The sequence below is a fragment of the Pilosibacter rotomagensis genome, assembly GCF_045062245.2.
GTDB lineage: Bacteria > Bacillota > Clostridia > Lachnospirales > Lachnospiraceae > Pilosibacter.
In genome coordinates this window covers 280211-301727 of record NZ_CM170323.1, presented here as the reverse complement: position 1 = coordinate 301727, position 21517 = coordinate 280211, and the positions used below count along the sequence as shown (strand labels likewise).

11 protein-coding genes are annotated in these 21517 nt (G+C 50.8%); 2 read left to right on the top strand and 9 right to left on the bottom strand.

Going from position 1 to position 21517, the window contains the following annotated elements:
- The first annotated feature begins 69 nt into the window (after positions 1 to 69).
- On the top strand, positions 70 to 1914 hold the full coding sequence (locus ACI3EW_RS01350) for a sugar phosphate nucleotidyltransferase (protein WP_405579828.1): 1845 nt from the start codon (positions 70 to 72) through the stop codon (positions 1912 to 1914).
- A 203-nt stretch (positions 1915 to 2117) separates the two neighbouring features.
- Entirely contained in the window at positions 2118 to 4316 is a 2199-nt protein-coding gene (locus tag ACI3EW_RS01345; RefSeq protein ID WP_485663250.1) for a glycoside hydrolase family 25 protein, read from the top strand.
- 125 nt (positions 4317 to 4441) lie between these two features.
- On the opposite strand, the gene ACI3EW_RS01340 is transcribed toward ACI3EW_RS01345, so the two are convergent.
- From ACI3EW_RS01340 to ACI3EW_RS01300, 9 genes are all read right to left on the bottom strand, one after another.
- Positions 4442 to 6559, bottom strand: coding sequence for a glutamine synthetase III family protein (locus ACI3EW_RS01340; RefSeq protein ID WP_405578689.1), 2118 nt, complete (start codon positions 6557 to 6559; stop codon positions 4442 to 4444).
- Between the two features lie 322 nt (positions 6560 to 6881).
- Positions 6882 to 7748 (bottom strand): class II fructose-1,6-bisphosphate aldolase, encoded by an 867-nt coding sequence (gene fba / locus ACI3EW_RS01335; protein WP_118298368.1) that lies wholly within the window; start codon positions 7746 to 7748, stop codon positions 6882 to 6884.
- Between the two features lie 143 nt (positions 7749 to 7891).
- Entirely contained in the window at positions 7892 to 9379 is a 1488-nt protein-coding gene (gene thrC, locus ACI3EW_RS01330; RefSeq protein WP_405578693.1) for a threonine synthase, read from the bottom strand.
- A 505-nt stretch (positions 9380 to 9884) separates the two neighbouring features.
- Entirely contained in the window at positions 9885 to 11858 is a 1974-nt protein-coding gene (locus ACI3EW_RS01325; protein WP_142412049.1) for a TRAP transporter permease, read from the bottom strand.
- Between the two features lie 94 nt (positions 11859 to 11952).
- Positions 11953 to 12444: a DUF1850 domain-containing protein gene (locus tag ACI3EW_RS01320; RefSeq protein WP_182426839.1), complete on the bottom strand. Its 492-nt coding sequence runs from the start codon at positions 12442 to 12444 to the stop codon at positions 11953 to 11955.
- Positions 12445 to 12449: 5 nt separating this feature from the next.
- Positions 12450 to 13487: a TAXI family TRAP transporter solute-binding subunit gene (locus ACI3EW_RS01315; RefSeq protein ID WP_118298372.1), complete on the bottom strand. Its 1038-nt coding sequence runs from the start codon at positions 13485 to 13487 to the stop codon at positions 12450 to 12452.
- A 463-nt stretch (positions 13488 to 13950) separates the two neighbouring features.
- Positions 13951 to 15045, bottom strand: a complete 1095-nt coding sequence (locus tag ACI3EW_RS01310) for a flavodoxin family protein (protein WP_405578698.1) — start codon at positions 15043 to 15045, stop codon at positions 13951 to 13953.
- Positions 15046 to 15093: 48 nt separating this feature from the next.
- A complete protein-coding gene (locus ACI3EW_RS01305) occupies positions 15094 to 16356 on the bottom strand; it encodes a lactate dehydrogenase (RefSeq protein ID WP_118513678.1) in 1263 nt (420 codons plus the stop codon).
- Positions 16357 to 16552: 196 nt separating this feature from the next.
- Positions 16553 to 21409 carry a nicotinate-nicotinamide nucleotide adenylyltransferase gene (locus tag ACI3EW_RS01300; RefSeq protein ID WP_405578701.1) on the bottom strand — a complete coding sequence of 1619 codons (4857 nt, stop codon included), beginning with the start codon at positions 21407 to 21409 and terminating at the stop codon, positions 16553 to 16555.
- Between the last annotated feature and the right edge of the window lie 108 nt (positions 21410 to 21517).

Genomic DNA, 21517 nt, shown 5'->3' with positions numbered 1-21517 from the left:
CACGTTTCCATGGCCGCATGTTTCATGATAAGTGTCGCAAACATGATTCAACTGATTCGGAGGATGACTATGGATCGTTTGGGATTACTCTGCAGAAATATTTATGAGAACAACAAGATGACACAGCGGGAGCTGGCGGCAGCGATGGATCTTTCGCTCGGGACCTGCAACCATCTCGTGAAGGATGGGTTGGCACAGGAGCTCTTCACGTTTGATCCGGCTGAGGGGACTTATTCTTTATTAAAGGGCGGTGTGGATCTTTTAAGAAAATACCGGATGGACAGCGCCGTGATCCTGGCGGCAGGATTCGGGTCCAGATTTGTACCACTGACATTTGAGACGCCGAAGGGACTTTTAGAAGTCTATGGCGAGCGCATGATCGAGCGCCAGATCAAGCAGCTTCATGAGGCCGGTGTCACAGATATCACAATCGTGGTCGGTTATTTAAAGGAGAAGTTCGAGTACCTGATCGACAAATTCGGTGTCAAGCTTCTCTATAACCCGGAATACCACAACAAGAACACGCTAACAACGCTCTACCGCGCCCGGGAGTGTTTTATCGGAAGGAACACATATCTTCTCTCGTCCGACAACTGGATGCGGAATAATATGTACCACACCTACGAGTGCGGCGCATGGTATTCTTCTGTATATATGAAGGGAGAGACTTCCGAGTGGTGTCTCGAGACGAGCAAAAAGGGGCTGCTTACCGGCGTGAAGGTCGGCGGCGAGGACTCTTGGGTCATGTACGGGCCGGTATTTTTCTCGAAGGAATTTTCGGAAAAGTTCTTCCCGATCCTCGAGGAATATTATCATACTCCTGGAACGGAGCAGATGTACTGGGAACAGGTTCTCGCAGACCTCTTAAACGGCGAGGTCGACAGCCATCTTCCGGGCAAGCATCACTTCCCGGTGCCGGAAATGTATATCAACAAACAGCCGGACAACCAGGTGTACGAGTTTGAGAACCTTGAGGAGCTCCGCCTTTTCGATGAGCGCTACCAGAATCATTCCGACAATATCGCGATGGAACTGATCTCCGAGGTCCTTCATGTTCCGGAATCCGAGATTACAGGGATCAAGTGCCTGAAAACGGGTATGACCAACAAGTCTTTCCTGTTCAAGGTCCATGATAAGTCCTATATCTGCCGGATTCCTGGTCCGGGCACCGAGCTCTTGATCAACCGGAAACAGGAAAAGGCTGTCTACGATGCCGTAAAAGGATCCGGGATCACCGAGCATGTTGTATACATGAACGGGGAGACTGGTTACAAGATTTCTGAATATTATGAGGGCGCGCGCAACAGCGATCCGCGCAACTGGGATGATGTGGCGAAATGTATGGCGCTTGTGGAAAAGCTCCATGATTCGAAGCTCCATGTCGACCATTCTTTCGATATCCGGGAGCGGATCAGTTTTTATGAAGCGCTGTGCCGCGGTTACGAGAAAAAGCTCTTTGAAGATTATCCGGAAGTAAAAGCTCACATGCTCACACTGCTCGACCGCCTCGACCGTCTGAACCGGCCGAAGGTCCTGTCCCATATCGACAGTGTGTGCGACAATTTCCTGTTCCTGCCGGACGGTGATATCCGCCTGATCGACTGGGAGTACTCCGGCATGTGCGATCCACTGATCGATGTGAGCATGTGCGCGATATATTCTTATTATAATGATTTTGAGGTCGAAAAGCTCATTACGACTTACCTGCACAGGGAGCCGACTTCCGAGGAGCGGTTCGTCTACTACGCATATATCGCTCTCGGCGGATTTTTGTGGTGCCTGTGGGCAGTGTATAAGAGCAGTGTCGGCGAGGAATTTGGCGATTACACGATCGTGATGTACCGGTATGCGAAGCAGTTTTATAAGAAGATCATCACTGCGCCGGAATTTCTTGGGATCGGAAAAGCCGAATAGTTGCCGCATTTTTCTGTGAATTTTTTCAAGACGTATCTGTATTTTTATGCTATACTGAAAATACGCAGATAACGTCCATATGGTCCCGGGATGGAGCTGTGATAAAATGCCAGCTGTCCCGGGATCTTTTACATTGAAAATACCGGGGCAAAGACTGTTTGACCCCGTTCTTATTGAAATACAAGTTTAAAAGGGGGATCTCCATGAGACAAAAGAAACGAGCGGCGGCGCTTCTTCTAAGTGCCGTCATGGCTTTTTCCGCTGTGAGTCCGGCGCTTCCGGCCTGGGCGGCGGCCTGGCAGAAGAACGCATCCGGCTCTTATATCGGAAGTGATGGTTCCGTCCTTACTGGGATCCTGTCGCGGGGTGTCGATGTTTCCCAGTGGCAGCAAAATATCAACTGGTCTGCAGTCGCCGCTGATGATATCCAGTTCGCGATGATCGGAGCCCGCTACAACAACGCGGTAGACCCATATTTTGAGACAAACGTGCGTGGGGCGGCCGCTGCTGGTCTCCGGGTCGGCGTTTACCTCTACTCCTACGCGACAACAACTGCGATGGCGGAATCCGACGCAGATTTTGTCCTGAACCTTATCAAGGACTACCCGATCTCCTATCCTGTCGTCCTCGACGTGGAAGCACAGGAGATGAACAATCTGACTCCGGCGCAGCTTTCTGATATTATCAACGCATTCTGTAAAAAAGTCGAGACGGCCGGATATTATCCGATGGTCTATACCAATGATTACTGGATCAACAATAAGATCGATATGACGAAGGTCCACTATGATGTCTGGATCGCCCGCTACGACGCAAAACCGTCCTACCAGGGTGCGGCATTCTGGCAGGCGTCAAACCAGGGAACCGTAAACGGGATCAGTGGAAATGTGGATATCAACTTTTCTTTTAAGGACCTGAGTGGAAAACTTCCGGCGAACCGCTGGCGCTTGATCGGGGACAAGTGGTACTATTATAAGAATTATGTAAAACAGACGGGCTGGATCAATGACGGACAGAGCTGGTATTACCTGAATCAGGATGGAACCCAGTATAAAGGCTGGCTCCTCTTAAACAACCAGTACTACTATCTTCTCCCGACCACCGGGCAGATGAAGACCGGATGGCTGCAGGCGGAGGACGCATGGTACTATCTGAATTCCGACGGCACGATGGCAAAGAACTGGATCCAGGTCGATGGGAAATATTACTATCTGTTAAACGGCGCGATGGTAACCGGATGGCTGCGGATCGATACGGATTACTATTATCTGCGCGGCGATGGTTCGATGGTAACCGGCTGGCGGAAGATGGACGGAAAATATTATTATTTTGGCAGCAACGGAAAGCTCGTCCGCGGATGGGCGGATATCGACGGAAAGCGGTATTTCCTCCAACAGGACGGAACGATGCTGACCGGCTGGCAGACGATCGATGGGCTTCTGTACTATTTTGACGCGAGCGGCGCAATGGCGGCCGGATGGACGAAGCTTGACGGTTACTGGTATTACTTCAATAACGAAGGAAAGCTGATGACCGGCTGGATGCAGCTTGACGGGAAGTTCTATTATCTCCACACCGACGGGCGCATGGTCATCGGATGGCAGAGTGACGGAACGAACAAGTATTACATGGATACGGTATCCGGTGTGATGTCGGTTGGCTGGAAGCAGATCGAACAGAGCTGGTATTACTTTAACCAGTCCGGACATATGATCACAGGCTGGCTGAACGACGGTGGAAAGTATTATTATCTGAATCCGGCAGATGGAAAGATGGTTTCCAACGGCTCATTCGTTGTAAACAATGTCAACTATACCTTCAATAAGAGCGGTGTCTGCCTGAGTGAGACGTCTGCGATCGGCGGCGGGTCCGCGGGAAGTGTATACACGCCTGGAACGTCCGGAACGCAGATGAACGGAAGTAATTATACAGGAACTCCGGCGACCGGAAACAGCCAGAATGGAATTACGACCGGAACGCAGGCGGGATCTGCGCCGGGCGGAAATTCAGGAACGACTACAACTTCTCCTTCGTCGAATCCGACCGGAAATTCAACCAGCAGCCCATCCGGAAATTCGTCAGGAACCGGAATGGCGGCTGGAAATTACCAGACCGGCGGTCCTGGGTACTCATCCGGTTCAACCGGCAGCACTTCCGGAAGCTCGGCTTCCACAACCGCCCCCGGCGGCAGTACAGGTACTTCGACTGTAAGTCCTGGCGGAAATAGCGGAACGAGCAGCAATAACAATTATTATACAAATACCGGCAGTGTGACCGGCCCTGGAAGCGCCGGCGCGAACTACAACTACAGCTCCGGCTCATCCAGCACCAGCACACCGGGAAGTTCCGGTTCTTCGACCTCCGGAAATCTGTCCGAGTATCAGACGGGCGGACCGAAGTAGGGATGAATTTGAATTATTTGGAATTTTTCCGTTTACGAAAAAAACACCGCTCCGGCAGAAAATCATACATTCCTCCCAGAGCGGTGTTTTTATGTACTAATTTTCACCATTTTATGTTACAGTGATCACACCTCAAAGATCATATCCCCATAACTCGGGATCGGCCAGTATTCTTTGTCTACGATCATTTCCAGCTGATCTGCCGGGTCACGCAGAGCCTGCATCGCCGGGATGATCTCGTCGTAGCAGAAGTGGGCGCGTTTTTCCATGCTGTCGATGTGCTGGTACTCTTCTACCAGGTCTTCAAGCTTCGCGCGGGCAACCTTCATGTCGGAGAGAAGGTCGGAAACCTCGATGAGAAGCTCTGTCTGGACACTGTTGTCAGCTTCCGGGCATGCAGTCTTCACAGCGCTTAAGGACTGTGCGAGAACTGTCGTATAGCGGACAACCGCCGGGATCAGCTGCTTTCCGGCAATGTTGATCATGGATTTCGCCTCGATATTGACGGATTTCGCGTAGGATTCATACTCGATCTCCGCTCTCGCAACAAGCTCTTCCTTCGTGTATACACCGAAATCGCCGAACAGTTTGAACGCTTTCTCGGTCACAAGTGCCGGGATGGAATCCACCATGCACTTTAAGTTCGGGAGTCCGCGGCGCTCTGCCTCTTCCACCCACGCCTCACTGTAGCCGTTGCCGTTGAAGATGATACGGCGGTGCTCAGCGAGAAGTTTCTTGATCATATCATGAACCGCAAGGTCGAAATCCTCTGCCTTTTCAAGTTCATCGGCAGCTTCCTTGAATGCCTCTGCAACGATCGTATTTAACACAACGTTTGCGGAGGAAACGGAGTCGGAGGAACCGACCATACGGAACTCAAACTTGTTTCCGGTGAATGCGAACGGGGATGTACGGTTTCTGTCTGTCGCATCTTTATCGAAATCCGGAAGTGTCGTAACACCGGTCTTTAAGGTACCGCCGATCTTTGAGTGAGTCGCGGAACCTGTAGAAATCAGCTGGTCGATCACATCCTCAAGCTGCTCACCTACGAAGATGGAGATGATCGCTGGCGGTGCCTCCTGAGCGCCGAGACGGTAGTCGTTGCCCGGAACAGCCGCAGACTGGCGGAGCAGATCCGCATGGCGGTCAACTGCTTTCATAATGCAGGCAAGAACAAGCAGGAACTGGATATTCTCATGCGGAGTCACGCCCGGATCCAGCATGTTGATGCCGGTGTCGGAAGCCAGGGACCAGTTGTTATGTTTACCGGAACCATTGACGCCCTGGAACGGTTTTTCATGGAGCAGGCACGCCATTCCGTGACGGCTTGCAACCTTTTTCATTGTTTCCATAACGAGCTGGTTGTGATCAACGGCAAGGTTTGCCTTTGTGTAGATCGTTGCGAGTTCATGCTGTGCCGGAGCGACCTCGTTGTGCTGGGTCTTTGCGGTAACGCCCAGCTTCCAGAGCTCTTCATTTAACTCTTTCATATAGGAACCGATCCGCTCGCGGATAACACCGTAATAGTGGTCATCCATCTCCTGTCCCTTCGGCGGCATCGCGCCGAATAAGGTACGTCCGGTGTAGATCAGGTCTTTTCTCTTTAAATATTTGTCGCGGTCGATCAGGAAGTACTCCTGCTCCGGTCCTACGGACGGAGTGACACGCTTTACTTCTGTGTGGCCGAAAAGGTGGAAGATTCTTGTCGCCTCTTTGTCGATGGCCTGCATGGAGCGGAGAAGCGGGGTCTTTTTATCGAGCGCTTCGCCTCTGTAGGAACAGAAGGCGGTTGGGATACAGAGTGTTACGCCGGTTGCATCTTTCTTTAAGAATGCCGCGGAAGTGCAGTCCCAGGCGGTATATCCACGGGCCTCGAAGGTCGCGCGCAGGCCGCCGGACGGGAAAGAAGAACCATCGGTCTCGCCCTTGATCAGCTCTTTTCCAGAAAGATCCATCAGAACTTTTCCCTGGGAATCAAAATTTCCGATAAAGGAATCATGTTTCTCGGCGGTCACGCCGGTCAGCGGCTGGAACCAGTGGGTATAATGGGTCGCACCGTTGTCGACTGCCCAGTCTTTCATCGCATGGGCAACCACGTCAGCGATCGTCGGGTCCAGTTCGCTGCCATCCTCGATGGTCTGCTTTAACTTTTTGTAGACACTCTTCGGGAGACGTTCTTTCATCACGGAGTCGTTGAACACATTCTCTCCGAAGATCGCCTCTACATTGATGTTTTCACTCATAAACTGCTCCTCCTCGTTTCTGTATAAATAGCCAGCCGCCGTATGGGGCATTTTGCTGCGTCACGCGCGTAAAACACACGGCTACAGCTGATCACGGCTGTCGGGAAAATCATACGTTTTATCCTGTATGCAATTACCTGATACTCCGGCTCTTTCCGCAAAAAGACCAGGATCAGACGGATTTGGTTCAAAAATCGTAACGATTCAGCAAGTCTGCGCATCTACTGCACTGATCAGTAGGAAAATACTGGCTTGAAAAAATGTTCTCCCTGCTGCGAGGGAGAACATTTCTTTAACTGCATGATAATGCAAGCTAAACGGATCAGTCAGCTTTGCCGACAGAACCGAATAACTCCATTTTTGTCTTAACGGTCTCTTTAATTGCGTCGAAGCCCGGAGCAAGAAGTTTTCTCGGGTCGAATCCCTTTCCTTCAAGGTCCTTTCCTGCTTCGATGTATTTTCTTGTAGCTGCTGCGAATGCAAGCTGGCACTCGGTGTTTACGTTGATCTTCGCTACGCCGAGGGAGATTGCTTTCTTGATCATATCTTCCGGAATACCGGTACCGCCGTGAAGAACGAGCGGCATATCGCCAACTGCCTCTTTGACAGCTGCGAGTGTCTCAAAGCTTAAACCTTTCCAGTTTGCCGGGTATTTTCCGTGGATATTGCCGATACCTGCTGCGAGCATATCAACGCCGAGGTCAGCGATCATCTTACACTCGTTCGGATCTGCGCACTCGCCCATACCGATCACGCCGTCTTCCTCGCCGCCGATCGCGCCAACCTCTGCCTCAAGGGACATTCCCTTCTCACGGCAGATACGGATCAGTTCTTTTGTCTTTTCAACGTTCTCTTCGATCGGGTAATGAGAACCGTCGAACATGATGGAGGAGAATCCGGCATCAATGCACTTTAAGCATCCCTCGTAAGTACCATGGTCTAAGTGAAGAGCAACCGGAACAGTGATCTTCATCTCTTCTAACATTCCGTTTACCATGCCTACTACGGTCTTGAAACCTGTCATATATTTTCCTGCACCTTCTGAAACACCCAGGATAACCGGGGATCTCAGCTCTTCTGCCGTCTGCAGGATTGCTTTTGTCCACTCAAGGTTGTTGATGTTGAAATGTCCTACTGCGTACTTGCCGTCTCTTGCTTTCTCAAGCATTTCTTTCGCTGTTACTAACATATAGGCCTCCATTTGAATCGTTATTTTGACAGAACAGCCTGTCCCGCCGGATCTTCCGTCTGTTTCTATTTATATGCGGAGCAGACACCATCTATTCCCAACAGGTACTGTTGTCATGATAATTTTATTATAACCGATTTACCCTACTTTGAAAAGGTTTGTTTCACAGTTTCTTCCATTTCCTCCGGCTTGCACTGGCGGTTGTGGAGGATCTTCGCATCGCGGATCTCCTCGATGGCCTGCGGGATCTTCACACCGGAAATACGTTCCATCTCGTCGATCAGGGCGAACTCATCGGCATCTTCTTTCTTTCCGAGAACTGCCTCCATAACGCTTCTGGAGAACTTGTACGGGCTTGCTGTGGACGCAATCACAGTCTTTGTCATGTCACCGGTCTTTTTCTTATACTGCTCGTAAACAGCTGCGGCGACGCCTGTATGGGTGTCGATCAGGTATCCGGTATCGTCGAACACCTTCTTGATCTCCTTCGCGTTCTCTTCCATATCTGCGTAACCGGCGGAGAAGTCTTTCATGAACTCCTTCATCTCCGGTGTGATCTCGTATTTTCCGTTCTTTGAGAGCTGCTCCATCAGTTCCTTTGTCTTTGCGGCATCTCTTCCGCAGCTTAAGTAGAGCAGGCGCTCTAAGTTGCTGGAAACGAGGATGTCCATGGACGGGGATGTGGTCAGGATGAACTCACGGTTCTTATCATATGTGCCTGTCTGGAAGAAGTCATACAGGACCTTATTGTCATTGGACGCGCAGATCAGCTTTCCAAACGGAACGCCCATCTGTTTTGCGAAATATGCTGCCAGAATATTTCCAAAGTTTCCGGTCGGCACAACAACGTTGACCTTCTCATCCTTTGCGATCTCGCCGTTTGCGAGAAGTCTCGCATATGCGTATACATAGTAAACAACCTGCGGAACGAGACGGCCGATATTGATGGAGTTTGCGGAGGAGAGCTGGAATCCCATTGCATCCAGTTCTTTCGCGAATTTTTTGTCTCCGAAGATCTTCTTGACGCCGGTCTGGGCATCGTCAAAGTTTCCTTCGATCCCGACTACGGATGTGTTTGCACCTTTCTGGGTCAGCATCTGGAGTTCCTGGACGCGGCTGACACCGTTTTTCGGGTAGAATACGATGATCCTTGTTCCATGTACATCGGCGAAGCCGGCCATCGCTGCTTTTCCTGTATCACCGGAGGTTGCTGTCAGGATCACGATCTCATTTTTCGCATGGTTTTTCTTTGCAGCTGTTGTCATAAGGTACGGCAGGATCGAGAGCGCCATGTCCTTGAATGCGATCGTTTTTCCGTGGAACAGCTCCAGGAAGTACATTCCGTCTGCCTTTGCGAGTGGAGCGATCTCCTCGGTGTCGAATTTCTCATCGTAAGCACGGGAAATGCAGTATTTTAATTCTTCTTCCGTATAGTCTGTTAAGAACTGCTTCATTACCGCATAAGCAGTCTCCTGATATGTCATTCCGGCAAGCTCGTCCATCGTCACATCCAGTGTCGGAATGCGCTCCGGAACATAGAGGCCGCCGTCATTTGCAAGTCCTTTTAAAACCGCCTGGGATGCTGTCACGCCAGTCTCCCCGCCGCGGGTACTTCCATATAATAATTCCATCGTTTTTCCTTCCTCTCTTTACGCAGATACAGTGGTAAACTTTACGGAAAGTGTAGCATACTTTAATGTCGCTTGCAAGATAAAATCAATGAAAACAGGGATCTCCTCATACACAAATATTCCTCACAAAAGTCTATTTTTTATCTCTGTTTTATACTGGAGTAACTATCAATTTTCTCCTGCCTATGATATACTCGTCTCGTTACCCACTCCAATCTGGTGACAGAAAGGAGGTGTAAATTTGGATTATGTTTTTTCTTTTATAGTTGCTGTCATGGCTGGTGTGGTATGTCACTACATCATCAAATGGTTAGACAGTAAACTGGATCGGTAACTAACCTGTAGATGCTCAACTACATAAAACGAGAAGAAACCCCTCAGAGATGCCGCTCTGAGGGGTTTCATTTTGTGTAAATTTGAACTATGTTCTATTTCTTTCTTAGCCATTATATCATATGCAAATTTTCTTTGCAATATACTCCGATATAACTTTCATCCATTTCTTCTATGCTACAGCCGCCTTCTTCTTTTTCATCATCTGCAGTGCCGCTGAAATTCCGACGAGAACGATGCCGACAAGGTCTGTCACGGTTCCCGGAATGATCAGGCAGAGACCTCCGACGATGGATAAGAGTCTCTCGATCACATTCAGGTTCGCAAACATGTAGCCTTCAAGACCTGCTGCAACACCGAACAGTCCGATCAGGGAGGTAATGATGATCGTCACAACTCCGAGAACACCGGTATCAATGAAGAGCATTGCCGGGTTGAATGCGAAGATATACGGTACGATGAACGCTGCGATCGCAAGACGGGATGCGTTTAACGCGGTCTTCATCGGGTTAGATTTCGCGATCGCGGATCCTGCGTAAGCTGCAAGAGCAACCGGCGGTGTGATATCTGCTACGATACCGAAGTAGAATACGAACATGTTGGCAGCGATCTTGTTGATTCCCATACCGTTTACAAGGATCGGTGCACATGTGGTAGCCATAATGATGTAGTTTGCAGTTGTCGGAACGCCCATACCAAGAACGATACAGGTTAACATAGTAAGGAACAGAGCTACGATCACGCGGTCACCGGCAACACCGACGATTGCGGAGATCAGAAGCTGTCCAAGACCGGTCATTGTTACGACACCGGCGATGATTCCGGCAACGCCGCAGGCAACAGCTACGGAAAGTGTATTCTTACCACCTGCCTCCAACGCGTTGATGAATCTTGTCGGGTTCATTCTTGTTTCTTTATTCGGCATGCTGACAAGGATTGCAAGGGCGGTAGCGATGATCGCTGCACGGGACATCGTGTAGCCCATCATAACCATTGCAACAAGGGCAACCAGCGGAATAAGAAGATAACCCTGACGAAGGAATAACGGTCCGAATTTCGGGAGCTCATCCTTCGGGATACCCTTTAAACCAAGTCTCTTTGCTTCCAGGTGTACTGTGATGAAGATACCTGTGAAATAAAGAAGTGCCGGGAAGATCGCTCTCATCGCGATCTCGCCGTACTGGACGCCTACCATCTCAGCCATTAAGAATGCAGCGGCACCCATGATCGGCGGCATGATCTGTCCGCCGGTGGAGGAAGCTGCCTCAACGGCTCCTGCGAATTCGCCTTCGTAACCGGTCTTTTTCATTAACGGGATCGTTACGGAACCGGTTGTTACGGTATTACCAACAGAGCTTCCGGATACCATACCGCAGAGAGCGGAGGAGATAACGGCTACCTTTGCCGGGCCGCCGGTGGAAGCGCCTGCTAAGGAGTTTGCGAGCTGGATAAAGAACTCGGAAATTCCCGTCGCCTCAAGGAAGGCACCGAACAGGATAAACAGTGCGATGTACGTCGAGCAGACACCGATCGGAGTACCGATGACACCGCCTGTCGTGTAGAACAGGTTGTATACAACAGATTTTAAAACGACTGCAAATTCTCTGCCCTGTCCGAGTCCGTTGTAGAATGCGTAGCAGATAAAGAATGTCGCTACACAGAGGATCGGGATACCGACAACGCGGCGGCAGGTCTCTGCGAGGATCAGGATACCGATCACGCCGACGATAACCTCCGTCTGGCTGATTCGGGTCGCATGACCGATGATCGTTTTAAAGTTGATAACGAAGTAGAAATAAGCACCCGCTCCGAGTACCATGAGGATAATATCGTAGATCGGGATCGAATTTTTCTTTGTGCTGCCTTTCTTCATCGGATATATGAGGAACGAAAGGATGATAACAACGCCTACAAAAAGAGAACGGCGCACACGCTCATCCCAGTTTGCAAACAGGTTCATGTAGAGCATTAACAGTGAAAATGCTGCCAGAAGATAGCGGATGACCTGTTTTGGAACGCCTTCCCAGACTCGGGTATTCGATTCACGATCATACTTTTTCATGATGGCTTCGACGTCTTCCGCGGTACCGGTCTCAACATCCGCAACAGGAGATGTGTTGACTTTCATATTGTCTTTCTCTGCCATACAAATCCCTCCTTTTTTTCACATTCCGTTCTTCCTCCCTCACACCCCTGAAGAGTTCCGGAATGCTTTCTGCCTTTTGTTCACGTTTTCTGTCTCAGAGTCCTTTATGTTCACACGAGAACTCTACTTTACTGTTTCGCCCGCAGAGTTCCCTCAGACTGATTTCTTTTCCATGGATCGTGAGTGTATGGTCCGAGACCGTACCCACGATGTACGAAAGATACGGCATCTCCTTATCAAATCCGGAAATGACCATCTCCCCGTTTTCATCATACGTCAGTGTCTGCCCATCCTCGAGCTCCGTCTGGACGCCCGCGCCAAAATTGTTGTAGATGGTGCGGACCACATAGATTTTATGGTCGCGGATCTGGTAGACATCCGTCAGCGGATACTGATTGACCGAGTGGATGAACGTCACTGAGAATTCATCCCCCTCTTTTACCCGGAAGCGGGCAAGCTCTTCATTCGTGTCCCCGTTCCTTAAGACCAGACAGTCCCCGCTTCGAAAGGTATATGCAAGAACGGCGGCAATAATTGCCGTGATTATTGCCGCCGCTGTAAAGAATCTTGCTTTCCTGTTTTTCAAGGTAATTACTTGATCGCTCCAACTTCTTTGAAGTACTTCTCAGCACCCGGATGGAACGGAACAGAAATACCGGAAACTGCATAATCGAGATCAAGCTCTTCGCCCTTTGCATGGGTAGCAGCGATTTCATCTTTGTTCTCGAAGATAGCTTTTGTGATATTGTAAACGGTCTCTTCAGAAAGCTTCGGAGATGCGATCAGAGTAGCTTTGATCGCTACAGTCTGTACATCGTCGTCAACGCCCTTGTAGGAGCCGCCCGGAATACTATAAGTTGTGTAGAACGGATGTGCATCAGCAAGGATCTTTGCATGCTCATCGTCTACAGTAAGAAGGTTGATCGTGTTTGTTGTAGCGAGCTCTACGATCGCTGTTGTCGGAGCACCTGCTGTACAGAAGAAAGCATCGATCTTGCCATCTTTTAATGCATCTGCGGAATCACCGAAACCAAGGTTGTTGACCTGGATATCGTCGAAGGAGATGCCGTAAGCTTCAAGGATCTGACGAGCGTTGAATTCAACACCGGATCCGGCGTCACCAACGGATACTCTCTTGCCTTTTAACTCGTCGACGGATTTGATATCACCGGATGTAACGATCTGGCAAACCTCAGCGTAGAGGGCTGCAACTGCTGTAAAGTCTTTTGCTGCACCTTCTTCTGCGAAAAGGTCGGTTCCGTTGTAAGCATAATCCATAACGTCGTTCTGTACCGTTGCGAGATCTGCTTCACCGTCATTTACAAGGTAGATATTTGCTTTTGAAGCACCGGTGGACTGTACATTGATGTTTACACCGATGTCTTTGCTGTTAAGGACATTCGCGATTACGCCGCCGTACGCGTAATATGTACCGGTTGTACCGCCGGTTCCCATTGTCAGCTTCTGAACGTCACCACTCGGAGCTGCGGCTGCGGTTGTCTCTGCTGCGGCTGCTGTTGTATCAGCTGCGGCGGCGGTTGTCTCTGCCGGTTTGCTGCCGGAGCAGGCAGTCAACATCATCGCACAGGACAGTGCAAGGGCAATTGCTGCGGAAAATCTCTTTCTCATATCTTTCTACCTCCTTTTTTCTGTTCCTTTGTTCAGTTTTTAACAAAGGAAGCTTACAAATTTATTATACAGCGCGTCTGTAACTTTTGCAACAAATTTTGTTAATTTTGGTAAACGTCTGAAATTTCGACTCTTTTCTTATCTTTATCGCAATCAGCCGTGTTTGCTTCCATAATATAAAGTATTGATGTGCAATTACTTAAAATTATAAAATTGTTGCGATTATTTGTGCATGATTATACTTTTAAATTGTACATATATGCATATGTTGTGCAATTATTACAATATCTCAAAATTCATGTCGAGCAGAAATCATACTCCTCCCACTAAGATGAATCTGTATTATCCACCATCCAAAAAAGCGGAAGTCTTATCTGACTGAGATAAAATATGGCGGCACAGTTTTCTCTTCTGTGCCGCCATACCTATACAGTTCTATTTTCAGTCTGCCTTTCACTTATCTTTATTTCTGCGTTTTCTCCAACAATGTATCCGTGACTCTCTCACTGAACTCCCTTATCCTGTCTTCGATCCCCGGCAGCTTCATCGCCGCTCCGGCGTTGTTCGCCGTCTCCATCATACAGAAGTTGCCCGGGAGATAGAACGTCTTGTTCATGTTTAACGCCGTGACGAGCTGACCGGCGAGGAGATCACTCCCCGAATATCCGGATACGATGATCGCAAACAGCGCCTTATCGTAAAATCTCGTTGTACGGAACAACGCCGTCAGCCGGTTGATGAAGGCCGTCATATTGGCCGAAAGCGCATCATTATAGTTTGGACAGAGGAGCAGGATCGCGTCCGCCCACTTGACCGCCGGATAGATTGCTTCCACCATGGCTCCGCCGTAGAAACACTTTCCCTGTTCACCAAAATGCAGACACATCTGATACGGGCATCCCGAGCAGTCCACAAGCGTACCGTTCCGCAGGTTGACCTCCTGGATCTTGATCCGATCATCCAGTTGTTCCTTCACCTTCTGCCAGATCGCCAGCGTATTGGACGTTCTATGGTTGGAAGCGTGGAGCACCAGCAGATGTGCTTCTTTCTTCGGCTCCCACTCTGTCTCCAGGATCTCATGAGCCAGGATCTGCGCACTCTTTTTATAGGCACCGAACCGGTCCGTGTTCATGTTCGCAGCCTGGATCAGATAGTTGTCGAGAGAGGCAGTTCCTTCCACCAGCGGCCGTCCGACAAACGCGCAGCCGGCACGGTTCGCCGCGACCGCCAGCTCCCGCGCCGTCGCTTTCGTGTAAAATTCACTCTCCGCATCGATGATCATGCCGCCGACAGCACCGGAAAGGACCTGTTCACCGCCGCGCAGCCAGGCGAGGACTTCATAGTAACCGCGGTTGATGCCGTTTTTTCCGAGCGGAACTGTGAACAGGAGCCGCCGTCCCCGGTATCTTTCCGGATCCTGTTCCAGGAGATCCATGTTCTCTACGATCTCTGCATCGATCCCGTCCAGTGCCGCCTCTAAAACCTCATCCAGCCGCGCCCGCTCTTTCTCCGAACCACGTTTTTGCGGGTACAATACAAGTAATCTGTCGTTCTCCATGATGTCTCACTCTCCTATAAAAAAGAAACAATATGCGTTCCCCATCCTCTACACGATCTTCGCCAGGTTCTCCGCCGCAAATTCGATCCTCTCGTACAGCTTTTCCGGCAGCGCCAGTGCCTCCGTCTCGATCCCATGATCCGTATAGCGGTTCTTCACGCCCATGTAGACGCCGCCGAGGAAGACGGATCCGCAGTGCCACTGTTTTCTCAACGTCATTAAGATCGAGATCGCGCCGGAAGAGAATGCCGGTGCGACAAACGGTTTGTAGCCGATGGCGCGCATGTGAAGGTTTGCGGTGACAGTCAGGTTTGTCAGCTCTTTCGAGAGCTCATCGTTGTAATTTTCGATGGAATCCGCAATGACAAGGTCCTGTCCGTGCGGTCCGAAGGAACGCCCCTCTGTCAGGAACTGTTTGAATCTCGGATCGCGTTTTGCATAATATGCAGCCCGGGCATTCATGACTCCGAGACCGAATCCCTGGATCTGCTCCGGGAGAAGTCCCATCCAGTCATATTCCCCGGCCTCATTCTTATTGCTCTCGAGAAATGCGGTCTTTGCAAGCGGATCGACCGGATCAGATACCGCGCAGAAAAGTCCCTTAAAGTTCTTCTCTCTCGCCATCTTCGCGTAATGGCCGATGATCTTCGAGTTATTCTCAAACTGGTACATGCGGACGTCCTTGACGCCGGAGCCGACCGGTGGGATTCCCTTTGACGCGACAAATACGAACACATCGCAGTCAAAGAGATGTTCCGGGGCCACGACATCCACCTCCGGCATCGCGTCGTAGTCCCACGGATATGCAATCTGGTTCTCCTCAAACTCCCAGCGGGCGGTCACTTTGTCGGAGATATCGCAGATCCCGATCGAGGAGATCACATCTCCGCCGAGAAGGTGAAGTCCTGTCAAAAGCATGCTTCCGACATCGCCGATCGCCAGCACATGGACACGCTTTTTGCCGTCTTTCGGCTCGTATGCCAGGATTTCCTTAAATTTCGGATGGGATGCGTTGACCGCGCGGAGTGTCCCGGTCTTGATCTGGTCCATGACTTCCTGCGGGAGCTCCCCGATCTGTCCGTCAGTTGCGGACGCATCCAATCTGTTTGTATTTAACCAGCTGACATCCTCTTTTTCTGCAAAGAGTTCCGCCGGGTGATCGACAAGAAATGACGCGCGGCGGCTTCCCGGATCTCCGGTAAACAGCCAGGTAAGCTTCGTTCCCGCTGCCGGTTTTTCTGTTTTTTCATACGGCAGATTGCCGTGAACGGACGCGCAGAACGCATCCCCGATCTTATAATATGTAACCATTTTATGATGCCCCTCTCTATTTTACTATCAACAAGTGAAAACACGCTTCGCGAGTTTCATATCTGCAGGCAGAACTCCATTAAGATATCTCTGCCCCGGTCGATGCCGGTGTGTATCTCTGGTTCATAACACCTTCCGTCAACAAGACTTTTTCCTGCAAGTCCGTTTTTACAGTCAGTACAGTCAATACACAGACCTACTGGATCGTTACCATAAACTTTCTCATCCTCTGCAGCATCTCCAGATCATTTTCCAGATAAACCGATGCCGCGAGATTCTCATCGTACTCCATGCAGCTTCCCTTATCCGGGCAGAGCGGCAGGATGACTGCCTCGGAGAGGCGCGACAGCGTCAGGTTCTTCGCGTACTGTTTCCGGTACTCCGCCTCCAGGACCTGTAAAAGATCCCTGGAATTCTCGATACAGCAGGCCGAAAACTCCACCAGTGCCTCCCTGCTGCAGCCGGAGAGCTTCGGTGTCGCATACGGCAGGATCATGTTGATGGACGGCTGAAGTCCCGCAACTTTCATTTCCTCCCGGCGCACCGTGTCACCGCCGATAAACGGGTACAGCGTCGATTCCACGAACCACTGGCGCACATTCGGCATCGAGTAGATGCTCTCGACCGGCACCTTCAGCTGCTGCATCAGATCCCGCCCGTAGCCGGACAGAACTCCGACAACGACTTTTTTGATCGGAATCCCCGTCTCCCTGAGCTTCGGAACGAGTACCCGGAGACGGTCTGCCTTGTGGACAAGGTCGTCGACCAGGATTACCGGACGGTCGAAGGAACGGATCGTCTCGATCTGACTGTTTAACGGTGAATAATACGGGAACGGCTCGATCGTGTAGCTTTCCAGATCCGGCTCATAGACCTTATCCGTGTGCAGCGTCTTTGTCACCGTATTCGGGACAACTTTTCCTCTGAGGATCTTGCCGAACGGAACGCACATGTTCTTTCCGAGCCGTCTCGGAACGAGCGGTTCTCTCGGCACATCGTTCAGCGACGTAATCCTGTCCACAAGGCGGTGATGCATGACTCCGGAGGATAAGGAAAGGACGAGATTTCCCGGATACAGCTTCGTCATCGCGATCTGCAGTTTCTTATGATTCTTCTCGATTGCCCTGAGGACCGCCGGATTGCTGGCAAACGGTTCCTTGATCGTTGTCTCCAGGTTATGCAGGAACATGAGCGGTTCATGCATGTCGACCAGGTAGATCGTCCTCTTGTCATTTTCGTCTGCCAGGTGCGGACGCACAAAGCCCTGTCTTTCCAGCGCGTACACGACATGCTTCGCCGCCGTTCCGCGCTCTGCCACGAACAGCGCAAAGCTGTAATTCTTCTCCAGCTCTTTCGCAACGACCTCCACCAGGAGCTGCTGTGCGGCATCCCGGATCATCTCGCTGTCCCCGGTATTCTCCTCTCTCGCGTAAATCCCCGTGATCAGGAGGATCTCCCGGCTGCTCTTTCCGCGCACCAGATTCGCAAGCTCCATGTCCTTTAAGACTCCGTACAGCTCATCATTCCCGATCTCCCGGTAGCTTGCAAAACCGACCGGCCGCTCGCCTTCCACGGTGTTCCTCAGGATCAGCAGGCTGTCGTTCTCCACCTGGATCCTCGTGAAAATCGCCTGGGCATCCGGATGTCCGTAGAGGACGGTATTTCCGAGCTCGTCCAGGACCGCATGGTCTCTTCCGGAGGCATTCTCAAAAGCGATCGCTTTCGCTCTCAGGATCGGCTTGAACTCCGGCTCACGCAGGTACATTCCCTTATGGTAAATGTACTCCTGAACAACCGGATCGATCAGGCTGGAAATATCACGGTGGTTATCGATGTTCTCTCGAATCTTTGTGGAGCTGATATCTTCCAGCTCGCGCGGCAGCTCCAGCTGCACGACTTTTCCCCTGATCTCATTGTAGACCTCGGTCGGATGTGCTTCTCCGGCCCGTCGGAATACGATGTGATTGAAGAAATGGATCGAATTTTCTTCCGGCTCTTTCTTATAGGAACTTGCATTGTGGATGACGTCCGATCCGACCACGATGTAGAGTTCCTCATTCGGGAACATTTCCTTCAATCTGCGAAGGTCCGCCGGGTTCGCGATATTGACCGGCGTGTTGTCCGGGAACAGATGCACATAAAATTCATCCGCGATCGACATGTTCACGATCTGGCGGCGAACCAGATGCGGCTGGGTCTTCTTCGACCAGGAAAATTCATCCACCGCGAGAAATACCGTAAATCCGAGTTCACGGATCTTTCTGGCGATCTCCTTGTGGGACAGGGTGAACGGATCGAAGGTCCCCGGGAAGAATGCCACTTTATTTCTCGTCATGGTCTCCACGTCACCGCCGAAGAGCTGGTAGCGGGAGATGAAACGTCCGATGTGGGACAAGGTCGCCGCACGGTAGTAGAGGCTGAGCTCTCCGCCTTTATTCTCATTCAGGAGGAACAGCAGTTTTTTCGCACACAGAGAGAACATCCGGTTCTTATCGCGCTCTGCAAGGATCTGGGAGCCGAAAATATGCTGCCCGATCACAAGAAGCGCCTCCTGGCGGACCTGTTCTCTGTAGTTTGCAAGGCAGCTTAAGATCAGTCCCAGGATCTTCATCCTCCGGTCCTCGGCGATCTCATCCGGCTCCTGGAAGCGGACCGGATATCTGGAATAGCACTCCAGAATGATCCCCAGTGTGTCGAGTGCGACGGACACGATCCGCTCATTTCCGTTCGCGAGCAGGATATGCAGGCGCTCAATAATGTCATCGAGCTGTTCCGGCGGAAGCCACAAGGCAAATTCGCCGAGATATTCCGGAATATACTTCGAGAACTCGTACTCGCCGACTTCCAGGCCTTTTAATAGCTCGACCGCGATCTCGTTCCTCTGGTCCGTCGTCAGAAGGTGGGCCAGGCGCAGGAGTGCACGTCCCGCATCGTGGCGGACTCCGACCTGCTCACTGACCTTGATGAGGTTCGAGAAGTGGGCACAGATATGGAGCAGATGCTCTCGTTTTCCATGGTCCACCTGATCTGCCAGCAACTTGATATTGACGGATTTTAAGATCCACGGGGTCGCCGATTTCAGGTTTTCAAGGAAGATATCGCTAACCACGTCATGTCCGTACAGGACTTCTCTCTGTCTGCTCGTATCAAGGCGCAGATTTGTAAAGATCCGGTACTGCAGGAAGAGGAGTGTGATCGTCTTCGGATCGATCTTTTTCGCCGCATCGCAGGCAAGCCGGTAGCACGCGCTCTCCGGTGTCACCGCCTGCGTCAAAACTTTCAGGACACGGACCGCAGCGATCTGGATCTTCTCATCCTCGTCTTCCATGTGTTCGATCGCGAAACTGATCAGGCTCTCCAGATGTCCATCCTTGCTGCTGAGATCGAGCGGCAGGGAAAAGATGCAGTCTAAAAGGTAGAAGACCGGATCCCCCACGAGGCGGTGTTTTCTGTCAAACCATTTCATAAATACCCCGAACAGCTCCTCCCGGACCTTCTCCGAGCTTCGCTCCATGGCAGACATCATGACAAATTTTAAGGAGTTCTGGATCCGGTGCTTCTGCTGTAATGTCAGGCGATAGTCCGGGCATACGAGCTGCGCCATGTATTCTTCCCAGAGCGTCAGAGCCGTCTTGTCATCCGGATCCGGCATGTTTTTCGGAAGTTCTTTCCGGTATCCGGCGTTGAAGTCCGCGAACATTTTTCCGACCAGGGCCGCCGCCTGCCTGCGGATGTCTCCCTCTCTGTTTAACAGGAGCTCATATAAGAAGCTGATCGTCTGCTCTTTCTGGCGGTGGTTCAGGTGAATCGAATATTCATTGAACATGTTTAAATATGCGCGGACATTCTTCCAGTCTTTCTCGCTCCGCGCCGCCTCGAGAATGTTTCCGAACTGGCGCTCGGTGCCGAGCCGGTGCATGACGTCGATGTTGTGCTCGATCCCCCAGAATACAAACGAGCGCACCACCTGTTTTCCGGACTGCAGGACGATGTCCACCGGCTTTTCTGCCGGGTCCGGATGGCCTGTGAGGTCCACATCCACGCCTTTTAAACGCATGTAGCGCTCAAATTCGTACAGACGGGAGTAAACGACACGGTAGCGGTTCCGTTTCTTTTCATCCACGTTGTCGAGCTTGGACAGGATGACGTCGAAGGAATCCTTCAGTGTATAGATCTTCGTGAGTTCTCTTCCGTCCTCGCCGCGCATCTGCTTGACACGGAAGTCCGCATAGATCAGCACCAGGGACTCCACGGAGATGTTGTCAAGCTCCAGATCCCAGGTTGAATGGTTGGCAGCGATATGACCGATCCCTTCCATATGGTAGGCGGTAAACCATTGGTTCGTATAATAATAGTGCAGATACGGAACCCGCTCATTCGGTTTGCACCCGAATTTTCCGAGATCATGGCCGGCCGCCGCGCCGGATGCCAGTGCCAGATCGATCGGAACGCCTGCCGCATAAAGTCCCTGGGCTACCGTCATGGCAACATAGTGGACACCCGCGATATGACCGAGTGTCTCGAAAGGCGTCGCCTCACGGTTTAACCGCATCATCTCGTAGACGTACTGGTCGCGGAACTCACGGATAAAGTGCTCATATTCATCCGCACGCTCAAAATGCGCATATTCTTCTTTTGTTAAAAAGCGGAAATCATCATATGGATCGAACGGCATCACTTTCCGTTCTTCATCAAAGAAATACTGGAGAACATTTAAGAAGTAGAGCGCAGACGGCGCACAGGGAGCCGCGGACGCAGAGAATTCATCATCCGGATACAGGATGTGTGTCACATATTTATAAGTGAAGGAGAGCCAGCCCTCTTCCGGCTCATTTCCGAGCTTTTCCATATCTTCCCGGCAGAATTCCAGGATTTCCGCGCAGGAAAAGCGTCTCGTCACCGGAAAGGCTTTCTCGAAGATCACTTCCCAGCGGTCTTTATCAAACAGCTGCTGCATACTGCGGCGGCTGAGGCCGATCTTTTTTAAAAATTCTTTCTCTGACAGGCGGTTTCCAAGCTCTGTCACAAGATGGCGGATGTGTCTGTTATACATGGAGCTACCTCCGTTTCGTGGGGTTGATGTCTGATTTATGAAAATATGATATAGAAATAGTATAAACACCTCACATTTTATTTTCAAGAAATTTTTGTTCTTCCTTTT